Source organism: Brachybacterium sacelli, assembly GCF_017876545.1.
GTDB classification, from domain to species: domain Bacteria; phylum Actinomycetota; class Actinomycetes; order Actinomycetales; family Dermabacteraceae; genus Brachybacterium; species Brachybacterium sacelli.
In genome coordinates this window covers 1,196,343-1,211,341 of sequence record NZ_JAGIOD010000002.1, presented here as the reverse complement: position 1 = coordinate 1,211,341, position 14,999 = coordinate 1,196,343, and the positions used below count along the sequence as shown (strand labels likewise).

Here is a 14,999-nt window from a genome sequence, read left to right as displayed (position 1 = left end):
GCATAGGGAGTGATTGCGGTGGGCGTATGCGATGTCCCCATCATCTCCTCGGTCTGCGATACCGCGGGAGAAGCCGCCGCCAGCCTGGTTGCGGCACCGTTCGACTGGCTCGCTCAGGCCATGGGTGCTGCCGCGGGCTGGCTGTTCGAGGCCGTCTGGAGCGTCTTCGACACCACCACCCTCGTGGACGTCACCAGCGATGAGTATGTGGCGGTCTACAACATCCTGTTCGGCATCGCCGTGTTCGTGATGCTGCTGTTCTTCTGCCTCCAACTCATCACCGGGCTGATCCGCCGCGACCCCACCGCACTGTCCCGAGCCGCACTCGGGCTCGCGAAGTCCGTGCTGGGGTCGTTCGTGGTCATCACCCTGACCGCGCTGTCGTTGGAGATCGTCGATCAGCTCTGTATCGGGATCATCCAGGCCGCCGGCGAAACCACCGAGTCGATGGGCGACAAGATCACCTTGCTCGCTGCCGGGTTGGTGGGGATCAACATCGCCGCCCCGGGGGTCGGTGCGATCATCACGATCTTCCTCGCCGGCCTCGCCATCAGCGCAGCCGCCATCGTCTGGCTCAGTCTTCTGGTGCGGAAGGCGCTGCTGCTGGTCGCGATCGTGCTCGCCCCGCTGGCGTTCTCCGGGGCGTCGTGGGATGCGACGAAGGGGTGGATCAGCAAGTGGGCGATGTTCGTCATCGCCCTCATCGTCTCCAAGCTCGTCCTGGTCGTGATGTTCCTGGTCGCCATCACCCAAGTCAGCGCACCGATCGATGGGGACCTGTCCTCCGTGGCGGACCCGATCGCCGGGATCGTGCTGATGGCCATGGCCGCCTTCGCCCCCTACCTGACCTACAAGTTCTTGAGCTTCGTCGGGTTCGACATGTATCACGCCATCGGCTCGGAGCAGGACGCCAAGAACGCCCTCAACAGGCCCGTCCCCACCCCCGCCAAGCCGCAGGGCGGGAACGAGCCGAAGAAGATCCTCGATGACAGCAGCGGCAAGTCTGGTGGTGGAGGCGGCGGGAACGGCGACGGTGGTGGTGGGAAGAAGCCACCGGAGCCCAAAGACCCGAAGCCTCAGGCATCCAGCGGCACTGCTGGCTCGGCCGGGGCCGGTGGTGGCAAGGCGGCCGCGAGCAGCGGCGCCGGTGCCGGGGCAAGCGGTGGAGCAGGCGCGGGCGCCGGTGCTGGGGCCGGCGCTGCGGCGGCTGGTCCCGCAGCCGCGGCCGTGGTGGTGGCGAAGGTCGCCAAGGACGCCGCGACCGCCGGACCCAAGGCCGGCAAGGCACTCGGTGGGCAGGGCGAGGCCGCCGCCGACTCCGCCGGACAGGCCGGCAGCACCCCACCGGCCGCGCAGGCGCCACCGCCGTCAACGCCGGCACCGAAACCACCAACCGGCGGGCCGTCGCAGTCGGAGTCGCGTCCGACGAAGCAGCCACCGCCGCCTGCCTCCAAGCCCACCGGGAAGGAGTGAGCCACCGTGCCTACCAAGCAGAACGAGCCCTCCGCATCTTCGGCGGAGCTGGTGCCGGTGAAGTTCTCCCGCCTCACCCGCCGCGGGGTGTTGTTGGGGCTGTCCCTGTCGCAGCTCATCACCCTCGCCACCGGCATCCTGTCCATCGTCGGAGCTCTCTACGCCGGGGGCGGCATCCTCCTCGCCTACACCGCACCCATCTGGGTCGTGGCCGCCGCCTTGACGTGGATACCCATCGCCGGACGCCCGGCGGTGGAGTGGCTGCCGGTCGCGTTCTGGTGGCTCTGGCGTTCGACCGGCGGACAACTCCTCTACCGTCGCCGAGTCGTCACACCCCGGCCGGTCGGCACCCTCGCTCTGCCCGGTGACATGGGGCGACTGCGCGAATACACCGACCCCGAAACGAACGCCGGGATGATCCACGACCCCCACGCCCAGACCCTCACCGTGGTCTGCGAGGTGTCCCATCCGGCGTTCGTGCTCCTCGACCCCGGCGAGCAGGAACGGCGGGTCACCTCCTGGGGCCGCGTCCTGGCCACCGTCTGCCGCTCCGGGCGCATCGCCACCCTCCAAGTCCTCGAACGCACCCTGCCGGACTCCGGCACCGGACTGGCCGAATGGTGGGCCGCCCACGGCACCGCCGACGACACTTGGGCCGCGACCACCTACTCCCAGCTGATCGACCGCGCCGGACCCGCCGGCGAACGCCACGCCACCACCCTGAGCCTGGCGCTGGACATGAAGAACGCCGCACGGCAGATCAGAACCGCCGGCGGCGGCATCCGGGGTGCCGCCGCCGTGCTCCGCCAAGAGATGTCCACTTTGGTCGCGGCGCTCCGCTCGGCCGACCTGACGCCCTCGGGATGGCTGAGCCCAGGCGAGATCGCCGTCATCCTCCGCAGCGCGTACGACCCGGCCATCGCCGCCACCCTGGAACGCCACGGCGAACTCGGCCAGTCCCTCGCCACCGCCGGGCCGGTCGCGGTCAACGAGTCCTGGACCCGGCTGCGCACCGACTCCGCCCACCACGCCGTGCTCTGGGTCTCCGAGTGGCCCCGCTCGCTGGTCTATCCCGGCTTCTTGTCGCCGGTGCTCTTGTCGACCGGGATTCAGCGGTCGTTCTCGCTGATCTGCACCCCGATGCGCTCCGACCAGGCCGCCAGGGATATCCGCAAGAAGAAGGTCGAGCACATCTCCGATGCCGCGCAGCGGGCGAAGATCGGGCAGATCGAAGACGCCGCCCAGACCGCGGAGTATCAGGACGTGCTCCAGCAGGAAGCCGACCTGACCGCCGGCCACGGCGTCCTGCGCTACACCGGCCTCCTCAGTGTCTCCGCGCCCACCGTCGAGGAACTTGAGGCCGGGGTGGCAGCGATCGAGCAGGCCGCCATCCAAGCCTCCTGCGAGACCCGGCTCCTGGTGGGCCAGCAGGCTGCGGCGTTCACCGCCGCTGCACTGCCGTTGTGCCGTCGCGTCTGATCGCGCACAGGCGCCGGCCCCCGACCCAGTCAAGGCGGTGGCGTGGTGCGTGCACCTGAGGGGCGAGCCCGAACTGCCGGGCTCGCCCCTCTCTGTTCGCGCGCCATGCCTTGGAGGCTGTGATGCCCACCTTCCACGACCCGCTCGCTGATGCGGCCGAAGCCTCCGAGGCGCTGCGGGGCCTGGCCCACGCCTCCCGCGTGTTCGATGACCCGGCCGACACCTACCGGGTGTTTGGTGACCTCGTAGCGGGGGTTCGGTCGCTGCGTCAAATCCTCGACCACCTCGCCACCACCCACCTGAACGCGCGGGATCGGGCGTTCGACGATGACGGCAACCCCGCCGCGGGCGCGACGTCCGCGCTGGCTGCGGCCGATGAGCTGCACCAGGCCGGCACGCTGCTCGATCAGGCTTACGACCGGCTCGACACGGCGTTCTCCCACTCCGGGAGGATCGCCTGGCACCCCGAACCGGTCGTCGACCGAGACGCCGCCCGAGAACGGCTGGCCGCCCGGCTCCGTGGCGACCCCGCGACCACGACCGTGCAGGCGGGGTCGCTCGCGTTGACGGTGTTGCCGGATGCGCCGGTGGGTGAGCATCAGCGCTACGCCTACCGGATCGCCGACACCAGTACCGGCGAAGCAGTGGCGGGCCGAGACCTGTTCACCGGCGCCGGCACCCCCGTCGACCCCAACCGCGCGTTCCGTGACCTCGCGACCTTCCTGAGCGCGGCGGGTGAGGCTCGCCAGTACGCACTCGACCATCCCGGCAGCAGCCCGGAGCACGAGGGTCTGTTCCCGGCGTGGGTGGCCGAGGCCGCACGCATCAGCACGGACGCCCTGGCCGAGCTGATCGAGCACGACCCCACCGGGCGCGTCGCCGGACCCGCGCAGGTGGGGAGGCGCTGGCTCGACGTGGCCTTCCTCCAGGGCGAGGAGGCCGATGCGATGCTCGATCTGATCGACCGCGACGGCGCCGACGCCGCCATCGAAAACCTCAAGAGTTGGGACTACGGCGACGAGACCACCGCCGCGGCGTTGGAGAACGGCTACGTCCACGACGACCAGCCGCCAGCGAGCGGCACCGACCGGACCGTCACTGCCGCGGGGTACGCGCTGACCTACAACCACGCCCTGGGGCATGTGGGCCTGTACCGCGAGTTCGACACCCCACCAGACCCCGCACTGCACGAGGTCGAGCGGCCGCCCTCGGCGGTCGTCAACGAGCAGCCACACCGGGACCCCGCACCGGCTCGTGATGCGTCGGCTGCCCGGGGCGCTGCCCTCGGCCCGGACCGAGACTGGTACGCCGGCCCAGCCAGCGCTTCCACCGGTTCCCCGCGGGGGTTGTCGCTGTGACCGGCGCCGAACGGGAGCGGCTGCACACATCGGTTCTCGTCGCCCCCGCGAAGGAGCGCCGCCAGCTGCGCAAGCAGCGCCGAAAGGCAGCGGCGAGGCTTCAGGTCGAGCAGGACGCCGCCGACAAGGCCGCCACACGCGCGAAGGCGGACGCTGAGCGCGCCGAACGCCGCGCCACCCGCTACCTGCCCGCCGCCGGCGAACCCGGCCCCGCAGCGCTCAGGTTACCGGGCCGGTTCCGGCTCCCGCGCCATCAGGACACCTCGGCGACATTGGCGGGGGCGTATCCGTTCGTCGCCGAAGGCGGGCTCGGCTCCGACGGGGTGTTCGTCGGCCAAGACCTCTACTCCGGCGGATCGTTCGTCTACGACCCCTGGGTCTTGTACGCCCGCGGCATCATCACCGCACCCAACGTGGTGCTCGCTGGCATCGTCGGCTCTGGAAAGTCCTCCCTCGCCAAGTCCCTCTACACGCGCAGCCTGCCGTTCGGGCGCCGCGTCTACGTCCCCGGCGACCCGAAAGGCGAACACACCGCCGTGGCCGAGGCAGTCGGCGGACGCGCGATCGTCCTCGGCCACGGCCTCAACACTCGCCTCAACCCCCTCGACGAAGGACACCGCCCCGGCGGGCTAACCGATGAGCAGTGGAAGACGACCGTGGCCTCCCGTCGCCGTGACCTCATCGGCGCGCTGGCTGAGACGGTGCTGGCGCGAGGGCTCACGCCGTTGGAGCACACCGCGATCGACCTCGCGTTGACTGCCACGGTGCGGGAGAACGACGTGCCGATCCTGCCCACCGTCGTCGACCACATCCTCAACCCCACCGGCGACACGGGCGGGCGTCTCGCAGAGGACGGCCGGCTCGTCGGACACGCCCTGCGCAGGCTTGTTGCCGGCGACCTCCAAGGACTCTTCGACGGCCCCTCCACCGTCGCCTTCGATCCGTCGTTGCCGATGATCAGCCTCGATCTGTCGCGGGTCACCGAGAACAGCACGCTCATCTCGGTGCTGATGACCTGCTCGTCGGCGTGGATGGAGTCAGCGCTGCTCGACCCAAACGGTGGGCAGCGGTGGGTGATCTATGACGAGGCCTGGCGGCTGATGTCCCACCCGGCGTTGTTGAAGCGGATGGATGCGCACTGGCGGCTGGCGCGGCATTACGGGATCGCGAACATGCTGATCTTCCACAAGCTCTCCGACCTGGACAACGTCGGTGACGTCGGCTCAGCGATGCGCTCTCTCGCCAACAGCCTGTTGGCGAATGCGGAGACGCGGATCGTGTACCGGCAGGAGTCCGACCAGCTCGGCCCCACCGCCACCGCGCTCGGACTGACCGGCACCGAGCAGAAGCTGCTCCCGTCCCTCGGCGTGGGTCAGGGGTTGTGGCGGATCAAGGCCAGGAGCTTCGTGACCCAGCACCAGTTGCATCCCGCTGAGCTGGAACTCTTCCGGACGGACCAGCGCTATACCGGCGTTCAGAATCCCGCCTGAGGTCTACAGGTCGAGGGTGGCGACCACCAGGGCGTGGTCGGAGTACGGCGAATCACGCCGGGTCGTGGGGGTGTCGTCGATGGAGGGCAGGGGTTCGCCGCCGGTGAGGGTGGTGGCGTCGGTGACGGCCTGGCGGGTGGCGTTGGTGACGAACAGGTGGTCGATCAGCTCGCCGCGGCCGCGGTAGACGCGGGAGAACCGCAGCTCTTCGGGGATCAGCGGGGCCAGGTTGAACAACCGGTGCGCGTCGCCCTGATCGGGACGGTTCTCACCCGGTGTGCCGATCTCACTGCCGGCCGGGCCGTGGATAATCTGCGTGGTCGCCGCGGCCGCTTCGTCGTTGAAGTCCCCGGCCACCACCAGATGCCTCTCGTCGCCCTGGGCGTCGATCAGCGCATCGGCGAAACCGCGCACGGCGACGGCCTCGGCCGCCCGCCGATACAACGCGTAGGCGGCATATCTGGCGCGCTCGGCCTCGTCGCGTGGGGTGAACCGGCCACCGGAGTAGGTGATGAGCTTGGACTTCAAGTGCACGCTCACCACGTCCACCGCCTGACCGCGGGCGGTGACGCGGATGTGGAGGGCGCCGCGGCCCATCGCGGTCAACGCCGTACCGGCGTCGTCGACCGGGACGCCTTGCAGCTCGTCGGGGATCGCCTCGTGCTCGCTGACGGTCTCGATGGGCAGGCGGGAGAGGATGCCGTTACGGATCGTGTGCGGGGTCGCGAACCGAGTGGACAGCTCACCGTCCCACCCTGACCCGAGCGCGTCGATTAGGGCGGTGAAGGCGTCCTCGTCGCCGACCTCCTGCACCGCCACCACATCCAACTCGGCGTCGGTGATCGTGGAGGCAAGACCTGCGATCTTTGCCTCGAACACGGCCTTCTCGGTCGGCCCGTAGCCGGTGCCGGCGGCGGGGGTGAACAGGTTCTCCACGTTCCATGTCCCCACCCGCATCCGCACCCACCCGCCCCTTCTGTTCGTGCCGCCGTCCTGGGTCTTGACGGTACGGCCCGGAGATGACCAGCCGATGAACTCGCACACGGCCGTGCTCACAGGGCAGAGCCCGTGCACCTGGCCGGTATGGGTTCCAACGCCGATCTTCCGTCTCGCCGCGGCCGCCGCAACACGCCACCCGATGCGCCGCCGGTGGTGTTGCCGCATGTGGTCATCACGGTCACCGAGACCGGTGCCCTGGAGGTCACCGTCGACGGTGCCGCCTTCCCGGCCCCTGCTGAGGGACAGGTGTGGACGCGGGGCACCCTCGGCGCCCTGCTGGACGCCATCACGAAGGACCGCACGGTCGCGGTTCGGATCGAGGTCCGCGAGAGCGACGGGACCGTGTTCACCGACCTCATCCACGCCCGCAAACCCACACCCCCACAACCCGCAGAGACCAAGCAAAGGAAACCGCGCGGGAAGCACTCCAAATCCAAGCAGGTGCCGGAGCTGGTGGAGGTCACCGGCGAAGGGTTCGTGCCCGGCGAGGACATCGCCGTCGCCCTCGTCCTCGCCCACACCAATGCCACCGGCACGGGTCACGCCCGCGCCCTGCTCGACACCAGCCGCCTCGCTGGCCTGCTCGACGACGACGCCGGGGAGGTCGTGCTGCTGGGCCGGGTCTCAGGCACAGTCCAGGTCCGGCGGCTGCCATGACCGGACCGGCGTCGGGGCGGCAGACCGGGAGCCTGGGCGATGAGCTGACCAACGCCGCCATCATCGCCCTGATCAGCGCCTTCGGTGCCGCGCTCATCCTGCGCGCCGCAGGGAGCGTGGCGGCGTTCCTGACCGGCGCATCCCAACCCACTGCCGGGCCGGCCTCGGGACTCGGTGTGCTGTTCAACCCCACCGAACCCGCCGCCGCGCTCGATGCCGACGGATTGAGCCCAGTCGCGTACTGGATCGTGACCGCAGTCCTGCTTGCCGTCCTCGCGACGGCCGCCGGGTCGGTGTGGGTGCGGCTGCGCCGCCACTCGCGCAAGGTCGAGACCGACCCACGCCGCCTGGCCGGGATCGCTACCGCCCACGAGGTCATCCAGACCGCCTCCGCCAAGACACTCCTGCGCCGGGCCGCGACACTGCGTCCCTCGCTCGATGAGCCCACGCCCTCCGATGTGGGCTACCTGCTCGGACGCTCGCAGGGCAGGCAGGTATGGGCGAGCGTGGAGGACTCGGTCCTGCTCATCGGCCCACCCCGCTCCGGCAAAGGCCTGCACGTGGTCATCAACGCCATCCTCGACGCACCCGGCGCGGTCGTCACCACATCCACACGGCCGGACAACCTCACCGCCACCCTCAAAGCTCGCCAGCGAGATGGTCGGCCGGTGGCGGTGTTCGACCCCCAGCACCTGGCCGAGGGCATCCCCGCCGGGATGCGCTGGTCACCGATCCGCGGCTGCGATGACCCGCTAACGGCGATGATCCGCGCCACCGGCCTCGCCTCCACCACCGGGCTCAGCAGCGGCGGGGTGGAATCCGGCGGGTTCTGGGAAGGGAAAACGCGCACCGCCCTCCAAGCCCTCCTGCACGCCGCAGCACTGGACCACCGGCCACCCGCGGAGCTGTTCCGCTGGACCCTCGACCCCACCGCCGCCGCCGAAGCCGTCGCCATCCTCACCAACACCACCCAGGCCGCCACAGGGTGGGCCGACTCCCTCGGGGCGATGATCGACTCGGACCCCAAAACCAGGGACTCGATCTGGCAAGGCGTCGCACTCGCCCTCGGAGCCCTTGCCGATCCCCGCGTCCTCGACGCCGTCTCACCACGGCCGGGCGAGGACTTCGACCCCGAGACCTTCATCCGCCAGCGCGGCACCCTCTACCTGCTCGCCACCGGAGCCGGAGCCGGCGCATCCGCAGCACTCGTGGCGGCGTTCGTCGAAGACCTCATCGAAACCGCCCGCCGGATCGCCGCACGCTCACCCGGCGCACGTCTGGACCCACCGCTGCTGCTGGCACTCGATGAGATCGGCAACCTCGCACCGTTGCCGTCGCTACCGGCGCTGATGGCCGAGGGTGGCGGCACCGGCATCACCACACTCCCGGTCTTACAGTCCCTCGCCCAGGCGCGGGAGAAGTGGTCCGACAACGCCGCCGGGGCGATCTGGGACGCCTCCATCGTGAAGATCATCCTCGGCGGCGCCTCCAACTCCCGCGACCTCCAAGACCTCTCCACCCTGATCGGGGAACGCGACGAGTACACCGACAGCGTGACCCTCGGTGACCACGGGACGCGATCGAATCAGCGTTCGGTGCGTCGAGTGCCGATCCTGCCCCCGGACCGGATCAGGACGCTCCCGTTCGGTACGGGTGTGACCCTCCTGCGCTCTGCGCCACCGATCGTCACCGATCTGCGTCCTTGGCCCTCGCGTCCTGATGCAGCTCAGCTCAAGACCGACCGGGCCGAGATCGAAGCGCTGCTGCGCCGCCCGGGCTCCTGACCACGTTTGGGCGGGTGGGTGCACCTGTCTGGCACGAGCGGCCCTACACGTGGGGTCGCGTGATGTGTCAGGAGGAGAGTCTGATGGCTATCCGCACGCAGGAGTCGTTCTCGGGGTTCATCGCTTCGGACCCCCAGCTCAGCCAGACCTCGAAGGGTGACCCGCGGTTCTACGCCCGGGTCGGCAAGGAGCACTTCCGCCGCGAGGACGACGGCTCGTTCACCCAGACCGAGACGACCTACCACCATCTGGTGATGTTCGGCCGATCCGCCGAGCATGCCCACGCGAGGTTCGCCAAGGGCGACAACTTCATTGCCGAGGGCTATGCCCGCGAGATCAACTACGAACGTGACGGCCAAGCGGTCGAGAGCGAGGAGTTCGTGGCCAAGAAGATCGGCCATGACACCGCCCGCACCCGCTACGACGTCGACCGCACACCGCGCCGCGCCGCCGAACGCGAAGCAGCCGCCGTCGAGCCGCCCACTCGGCCAGCTCAGGCACCGCAGTCCGCGGCCATCGGCCTGTGAACGCCGGGAGCCGATCATCATGACCGATCACATTCCCGAACCCGACCCGCTCGACAACGACGAGCCAGAGGTGGATGAGCCGGACGTGTTCGCCGGGCCACCACAGGTCAGTGACGCCGACGTGCCCGAGACACCGCACCCGGTGAACTGGAACCTGCTGTCCGCCCACGACCTGGAACAGGAATGGCTCGCGCTGAACCGGTGGGTGAACTGGCTGCGCCACACCTACGGACTACCGGCCTCGGTGGTTCCGCCGTTCTGGCACCATCATCCCGAACTCGTCTGGGAACTGTCGGCTTTGCACCTGCACTGGCTGGGTGCCTACGACCCCGAACAGAATGCCTCCGCCGCGATCGGCTGGCATCGCGACTTCGCCGACACCCGCGCCCGGCTGCGGGACTGGGTCGCCGCCTCCGGCACCCGCATCGACCGCGACCGGCCCACCCGACAGACCACCTGGCCCGGCGAAGAACCCGGGCCGCCGGTCGAGGATGTCGTGATCGCCGACCGGGACGCCGAGTTCGTCCAGTTCGTCCAAGCACAGGTCCGCAGCCGCCAGGACGCCGAGGACGAGTTCTACGCCAGCCTCGACGACGACCTCGATGTCGATCCGGTGACCGGGGAGGTGCGGGACTGATGGGCACCTATGTGAAGAAGACCGACCGGCGCCGGTATGAGGACCGGTCATTCTCGGCCCGCGCAGTACACCGCGACCAGGCGGACCTGCACAAGCTCGCCGAGGTCCTGATCCGGTTGACCTTGCAGGAGACCGGGCACAGCCGCGCCGAACGCCGCGCCACCGAGACCCCCGAGACCTACAGCGACCGCGGCACCACCGCACCCAGTACCAAGGCGGGTGTCGCAGCCCCGTTGGTAGAATGAACGTGCAAGCCTCGCGTGCGCGGGGTGTTGTGGTCCTAAACCTCACCCGCATGGGTGGGCAACACGCAAAACCGTGACCCCGTCGGGTCTCGCCCTACAGCCACATCGATGGCTGCTCTCACGATCAACATCCCCTCCCAGTCTTTTGGGAGCGCGAGGGTCGAATCGCGTGAGAGTGAAGGACCCGATGACCACCACTACTGCTGCCGATCCGGCGGCCAGTCTGATCGAACCACCGATCAGCACGGCAGTCGCCATCTCTTACCTGCGGGTCTCCACCCGCGAACAGGCCTCCAAGGGCGGCACCGACGAAGGCTTCTCCATCCCCGCCCAACGTGAGGCGGTGCGCCGCAAGGCCGACCAGCTCGGCGCGGCCATCATCGAGGAGTTCGTCGACGCCGGAGCCTCGGCCAAGTCCGCCGACCGGCCCGAGCTGATGCGGATGATCCAATACGTCAAGGCCAACAAGGTCGCCTACTGCATCGTCCACAAGGTCGACCGACTCGCCCGCAACCGCGCCGACGACGTGACCATCCACCTGGCCCTCCAACAGGCCGGCGTGCTGCTGGTCTCGGCCACGGAGAACATCGACGAAACCCCCTCGGGGATGCTGCTGCACGGGATCATGTCCACCATCGCGGAGTTCTACTCCCGCAACCTCGCCACCGAGGTCACCAAAGGCATGACCCAGAAAGCCATCGGCGGCGGCACCCTCGGCAAGGCCCCCATCGGCTACCTCAACGTCCGCAACCGCGACGAGATGGGCCGTGAGGTCCGCGCCGTCGAACTCGACCCCGACCGCGCACCGCTGATCGAGTGGGCCTTCAAGGCCTACGCCTCGGGCAACTGGACAGTCAGCCAGCTCCACGACGAGCTGACCTCTCGCGGACTGGTCAGCGTGCCTACCCCGAAGCGGCCTGCCAAGGCGCTGGCGGTGTCCTCGGTGCACCGGCTGCTGACCAACCCCTACTACAAGGGCGATGTCATCTACCGCGGCACCCGCTACAAAGGCACCCACACCGCCCTCGTCCCTCCCGAGGTCTGGTACCAGGTCCAGTCCGTGCTCACCGCGCACAAGACCGCCGCCGAGGCCACACAGGTCCACGACCACTACCTCAAAGGCACCATCCACTGCGGCCAGTGCGGGTCCCGGCTCATCGTGTCCAACGCCAAGAACCGACACGGGAAGGTCTACAGCTACTTCGTGTGCTCGGGCCGGCACTCCAAGCGCACCGACTGCACCCGACAAGCGATGCTCATCGAAGACGTCGAGAAACTGATCGAGAACTACTACACGCGCGTGCAGATCAGCCCCGCACAGCGCGATGCCCTGTCGGGGATGATGCATCACGAGTTCGACCGGCTCATGGCCGCCGAAACCGACGAACTCGAACGCCTCACCAAGCACCGCGACCGGCTCGAACACGAACAAGACCGGCTCATGCAAGCCCACTACGCCGACGCCGTACCTCTGCCGGTACTGAGACGGGAACAGGATCGCATCCTCGGCGAACTCGACAGCGTCAACCGGCGTATCGACGCCCACCACGGCGACTACGCCGACGCCCGTACCCACCTCGACGATGCGCTGAACCTGCTCACTGACTGCGCCGACATCTACCAACGGTGCGACGACGCCAACCGGCGCTTGTGCAACCAGGCCTTCTTCACCAAGGTCTACATCGACGAGGACGACCAGCTACGCGTCGAGAACAACCGGCCCTTCGAGATGCTGCTCGATCCCGAGGTCAACGCCAACGCCCTCAACTGGACCCAGAACGGCGACAAGGCCCGAACCCCAGCCAACGATTCTGTTGGCAAGGGTTCGAGCCTTGTGCGCGGGGTGGAGCTAAGGGGATTCGAACCCCTGACCTCTTCCATGCCATGGAAGCGCGCTACCAACTGCGCCATAGCCCCGTGTCGGGCGTCGCCCCATCAGGCGACTCATCGATATTACATCGCTCCCCGGGTCAGTGGAAATCCGGGGGGAGGTTGTGTGACACCAACCTCATCAGTTCACCGGTGGTGTCCGAGGTCAGCGGCTCGAGCACCGAGCGGTGGCAGTTCTCCAGGCCCGCGACGCCGCGGAAGCCGTCGGCGTCCAGGCCCAGCAGGGCCGTGATCCCCAGGGTGATGGCGGCGCCGTGGGCGATCACCATGACGGTGCCGCCGGTGTTCTCGGCGACCAGCTGACGGCAGGCGGCCGCGACCCGCTCGCCCACCGCGGGTCGGTCCTCCACGCCCAGTCCGTGCACGGGACGGTGGGCGCGCCAGTCGGCGTGCTCGGCCGGCCAGTGCCGGCGGATCTCTTCGCCGCGCAGGCCCTCCCAGCGGCCGAAGCCGCGCTCGAGGAACGCCTCGTCGGTGGTGACGTCCAGCCCAGAGGCGTCGCCGACGATCGCCGCGGTGTCACGGGCCCGCTCCAGCGGGGAGGAGACGAGGAGGTCCGGCGGGTTCTCGGCGACCGTGGCGGCGAGCACGGCGGCCTGCCGGGTGCCGGCCTCGTTCAGCGGGATGTCGACCTGCCCCTGCAGGCGTCCCTCGCGGTTGTAGTCCGTCTGCCCGTGGCGCACGAGGACGAGACGGGTGCGCACGTGGCCACCCGGGGCGTGCGGCGACCTCACGCCGAGGTGTCCTCGTCGATCTGCAGGTCGATGACCGGGGCGTCGCGCCACAGGCGCTCGAGCGCGTAGAAGGCACGGTCCTCGGAGTGCTGGACGTGCACGACGATGTCGCCGTAGTCCAGCAGCACCCAGCGCGCGTCCCGCTCGCCCTCGCGGCGCAGGGGCTTGCGCCGGCGGTCCGTCAGCAGGGCCTCCTCGACCCCGTCGACGATGGCGGAGACCTGGCGCTCGGAGTCGCCGCTGCACACGAGGAACACGTCGGTGATCACGACCTGCTCGGAGACGTCCAGGCCGATCACCTCCTCGGCGAGCTTGCCGGCGGCGGCCCGGCCCGCCACGCGGGCGAGGTCGAGGGATTCTTCGGGAGCACTCACGCGATCGGTTCCTCCAGCAGGGGATGGTCGACGAACAGGTCGGGGGCGGCTGCCCCCAGGTCGGAGGCCGTGCCCGGACCGAGCACACCGGTCAGCAGCAGCACGACCAGCACGATCAGGGCCACGGCGATCAGGGCCCACACGAGCCACAGCAGCGGGCGGCTGCCGGAGCGCTCGGGGCGGTGCAGCACCTTGCCGTCGAAGCGCGGGGCGGGACGGGGCTCGGGGGCCTCGCTCACCGACAGCTCCCCCAGCTCGACGCCGTCGAGGTCGCGATCGCGCGAGGCGGGCTGCTCGGGGACGGGAGCCGGCGCGGGGGCCGGGGCGTCGTCGCTGAGCTCGATGATACGGGCGCGACGGCCGAACTTGCGCAGCGTGGGCACGGGGGCGTCCGCCGTCGGCGGGGCGACGGCGCCGCGCACGCCGGGGGCCGAGGTCCGGGTCTCCTGCAGAGCGGCACTCTCCTCGGGGCCCAGCTCGCGGGCACGACGGCCGCGCCGCGGGGTGGTGTCGGACTCAGTCATCGCCGTCACCTCCTGTGTAGAGGGCGTACTTGTTGATGTATTGGACGACGCCGTCGGGCACCAGGTACCAGACCGGTTCCCCGGCGGCGACCCGCACCCGGCAGTCGGTGGAGCTGATCGCCATCGCCGGGACCTCGATGAGCGTGACCCCGTCCGCCGGCAGACCGGCGGTGTCCAGCTCGTGCCCGGGGCGGGTGACGCCGACGAAGTGCGCGAGGGAGAAGATCTCCTCGGAGTCCTTCCAGGTGAGGATAGACTGCAGGGCGTCGGCCCCCGTGATGAAGAACAGATCCGCCTCGGGCTGCTGGTCGTGCAGGTCCCGGAGCGTGTCGATCGTGTAGGTCGAGCCGGGCCGGTCGACGTCGACGCGCGAGACGGTGAACACCGGGTTCGCGGCAGTGGCCACGACGGTCATCAGGTACCGGTGCTCCGGGTCGGAGATCTCCCGGGAGGACTTCTGCCAGGGACGGCCGGTGGGGACGAAGACCACCTCGTCCAGGCCGAAGACGCTCTGGACCTCGCTGGCGGCGACGAGGTGGCCGTGGTGGATGGGATCGAAGGTCCCACCCATCACACCGATCCGGCGTCGCTGCTGCTCCACGTCGATCAGTGGTCGCCGTGCTCGCGGGTCTCGTCCCGCTTGCGCTGGTGGGTCCCGCCGGTGAGGTAGGTGATGCCGAGCAGGATCATCAGGATGATGAAGACGCCGATGCCCACCATCGGCGGGGTGACTCCGCCGGTGGCGTGTTCGCCGCTCTCGGCGAGGATCATGAGCTGGTCGATCATGTGCGTTGGGACCTTTCCACGAGTGACGGCCCCATCATCCCA

The 14,999-nt window shown here is 69.5% G+C and carries 15 protein-coding genes, 1 tRNA gene and 1 pseudogene; 10 read left to right on the top strand and 7 right to left on the bottom strand.

What is annotated here, in order from left to right; genetic code table 11:
• Window positions 1–18: 18 nt before the first annotated feature.
• From JOF43_RS19885 to JOF43_RS19870, 4 genes are all read left to right on the top strand, one after another.
• A complete protein-coding gene (locus JOF43_RS19885; protein WP_209904883.1) occupies window positions 19–1,473 on the top strand; it encodes a conjugal transfer protein TrbL in 1,455 nt (484 codons plus the stop codon).
• Window positions 1,474–1,479: 6 nt separating this feature from the next.
• Entirely contained in the window at window positions 1,480–2,952 is a 1,473-nt protein-coding gene (locus JOF43_RS19880; RefSeq protein ID WP_209904882.1) for an SCO6880 family protein, read from the top strand.
• A 122-nt stretch (window positions 2,953–3,074) separates the two neighbouring features.
• Window positions 3,075–4,310, top strand: a complete 1,236-nt coding sequence (locus JOF43_RS23320; protein WP_377782517.1) for a hypothetical protein — start codon at window positions 3,075–3,077, stop codon at window positions 4,308–4,310.
• On the top strand, window positions 4,307–5,800 hold the full coding sequence (locus tag JOF43_RS19870) for an ATP-binding protein (protein WP_209904881.1): 1,494 nt from the start codon (window positions 4,307–4,309) through the stop codon (window positions 5,798–5,800). The genes JOF43_RS23320 and JOF43_RS19870 overlap by 4 nt, the downstream gene beginning before the upstream one ends.
• Window positions 5,801–5,803: 3 nt before the next feature.
• Here the strand turns inward: JOF43_RS19870 and JOF43_RS19865 are convergent, their stop codons facing one another.
• Window positions 5,804–6,736, bottom strand: a complete 933-nt coding sequence (locus tag JOF43_RS19865; RefSeq protein ID WP_209904880.1) for an endonuclease/exonuclease/phosphatase family protein — start codon at window positions 6,734–6,736, stop codon at window positions 5,804–5,806.
• A 216-nt stretch (window positions 6,737–6,952) separates the two neighbouring features.
• On the opposite strand from JOF43_RS19865, the gene JOF43_RS19860 reads away from it, so the two are divergent.
• The 6 genes and pseudogenes from JOF43_RS19860 to JOF43_RS19835 all read left to right on the top strand — a co-directional run.
• On the top strand, window positions 6,953–7,456 hold the full coding sequence (locus JOF43_RS19860; protein ID WP_209905411.1) for a hypothetical protein: 504 nt from the start codon (window positions 6,953–6,955) through the stop codon (window positions 7,454–7,456).
• Window positions 7,453–9,240, top strand: a complete 1,788-nt coding sequence (locus JOF43_RS19855; protein WP_209904879.1) for a type IV secretory system conjugative DNA transfer family protein — start codon at window positions 7,453–7,455, stop codon at window positions 9,238–9,240. Before JOF43_RS19860 ends, JOF43_RS19855 begins: the two co-directional genes overlap by 4 nt.
• A gap of 83 nt (window positions 9,241–9,323) precedes the next feature.
• Complete coding sequence (locus JOF43_RS19850; protein ID WP_209904878.1) at window positions 9,324–9,767, top strand: single-stranded DNA-binding protein; 444 nt, start codon at window positions 9,324–9,326, stop codon at window positions 9,765–9,767.
• A 19-nt stretch (window positions 9,768–9,786) separates the two neighbouring features.
• Window positions 9,787–10,404 (top strand): hypothetical protein, encoded by a 618-nt coding sequence (locus tag JOF43_RS19845; RefSeq protein ID WP_209904877.1) that lies wholly within the window; start codon window positions 9,787–9,789, stop codon window positions 10,402–10,404.
• A complete protein-coding gene (locus tag JOF43_RS19840) occupies window positions 10,404–10,649 on the top strand; it encodes a hypothetical protein (RefSeq protein WP_245354622.1) in 246 nt (81 codons plus the stop codon). Before JOF43_RS19845 ends, JOF43_RS19840 begins: the two co-directional genes overlap by 1 nt.
• Before the next feature lie 187 nt (window positions 10,650–10,836).
• Window positions 10,837–11,880 (top strand): annotated as a pseudogene (locus tag JOF43_RS19835) (recombinase family protein); the annotation flags it as partial.
• A gap of 613 nt (window positions 11,881–12,493) precedes the next feature.
• On the opposite strand, the gene JOF43_RS19830 reads toward JOF43_RS19835, so the two are convergent.
• The 6 genes from JOF43_RS19830 to JOF43_RS19805 form a co-directional block, all read right to left on the bottom strand.
• A tRNA-Ala gene (locus JOF43_RS19830) sits at window positions 12,494–12,566 on the bottom strand.
• Between the two features lie 53 nt (window positions 12,567–12,619).
• Entirely contained in the window at window positions 12,620–13,273 is a 654-nt protein-coding gene (locus tag JOF43_RS19825; protein WP_209904876.1) for a histidine phosphatase family protein, read from the bottom strand.
• On the bottom strand, window positions 13,270–13,647 hold the full coding sequence (gene rsfS / locus JOF43_RS19820) for a ribosome silencing factor (RefSeq protein WP_209904875.1): 378 nt from the start codon (window positions 13,645–13,647) through the stop codon (window positions 13,270–13,272). The genes JOF43_RS19825 and rsfS overlap by 4 nt, the downstream gene beginning before the upstream one ends.
• A complete protein-coding gene (locus tag JOF43_RS19815) occupies window positions 13,644–14,171 on the bottom strand; it encodes a hypothetical protein (protein WP_245354621.1) in 528 nt (175 codons plus the stop codon). The genes rsfS and JOF43_RS19815 overlap by 4 nt, the downstream gene beginning before the upstream one ends.
• A complete protein-coding gene (nadD, locus tag JOF43_RS19810; protein ID WP_245354856.1) occupies window positions 14,164–14,742 on the bottom strand; it encodes a nicotinate-nucleotide adenylyltransferase in 579 nt (192 codons plus the stop codon). Before nadD ends, JOF43_RS19815 begins: the two co-directional genes overlap by 8 nt.
• A gap of 35 nt (window positions 14,743–14,777) precedes the next feature.
• On the bottom strand, window positions 14,778–14,957 hold the full coding sequence (locus JOF43_RS19805) for a hypothetical protein (protein ID WP_209904873.1): 180 nt from the start codon (window positions 14,955–14,957) through the stop codon (window positions 14,778–14,780).
• Window positions 14,958–14,999 lie beyond the last annotated feature (42 nt).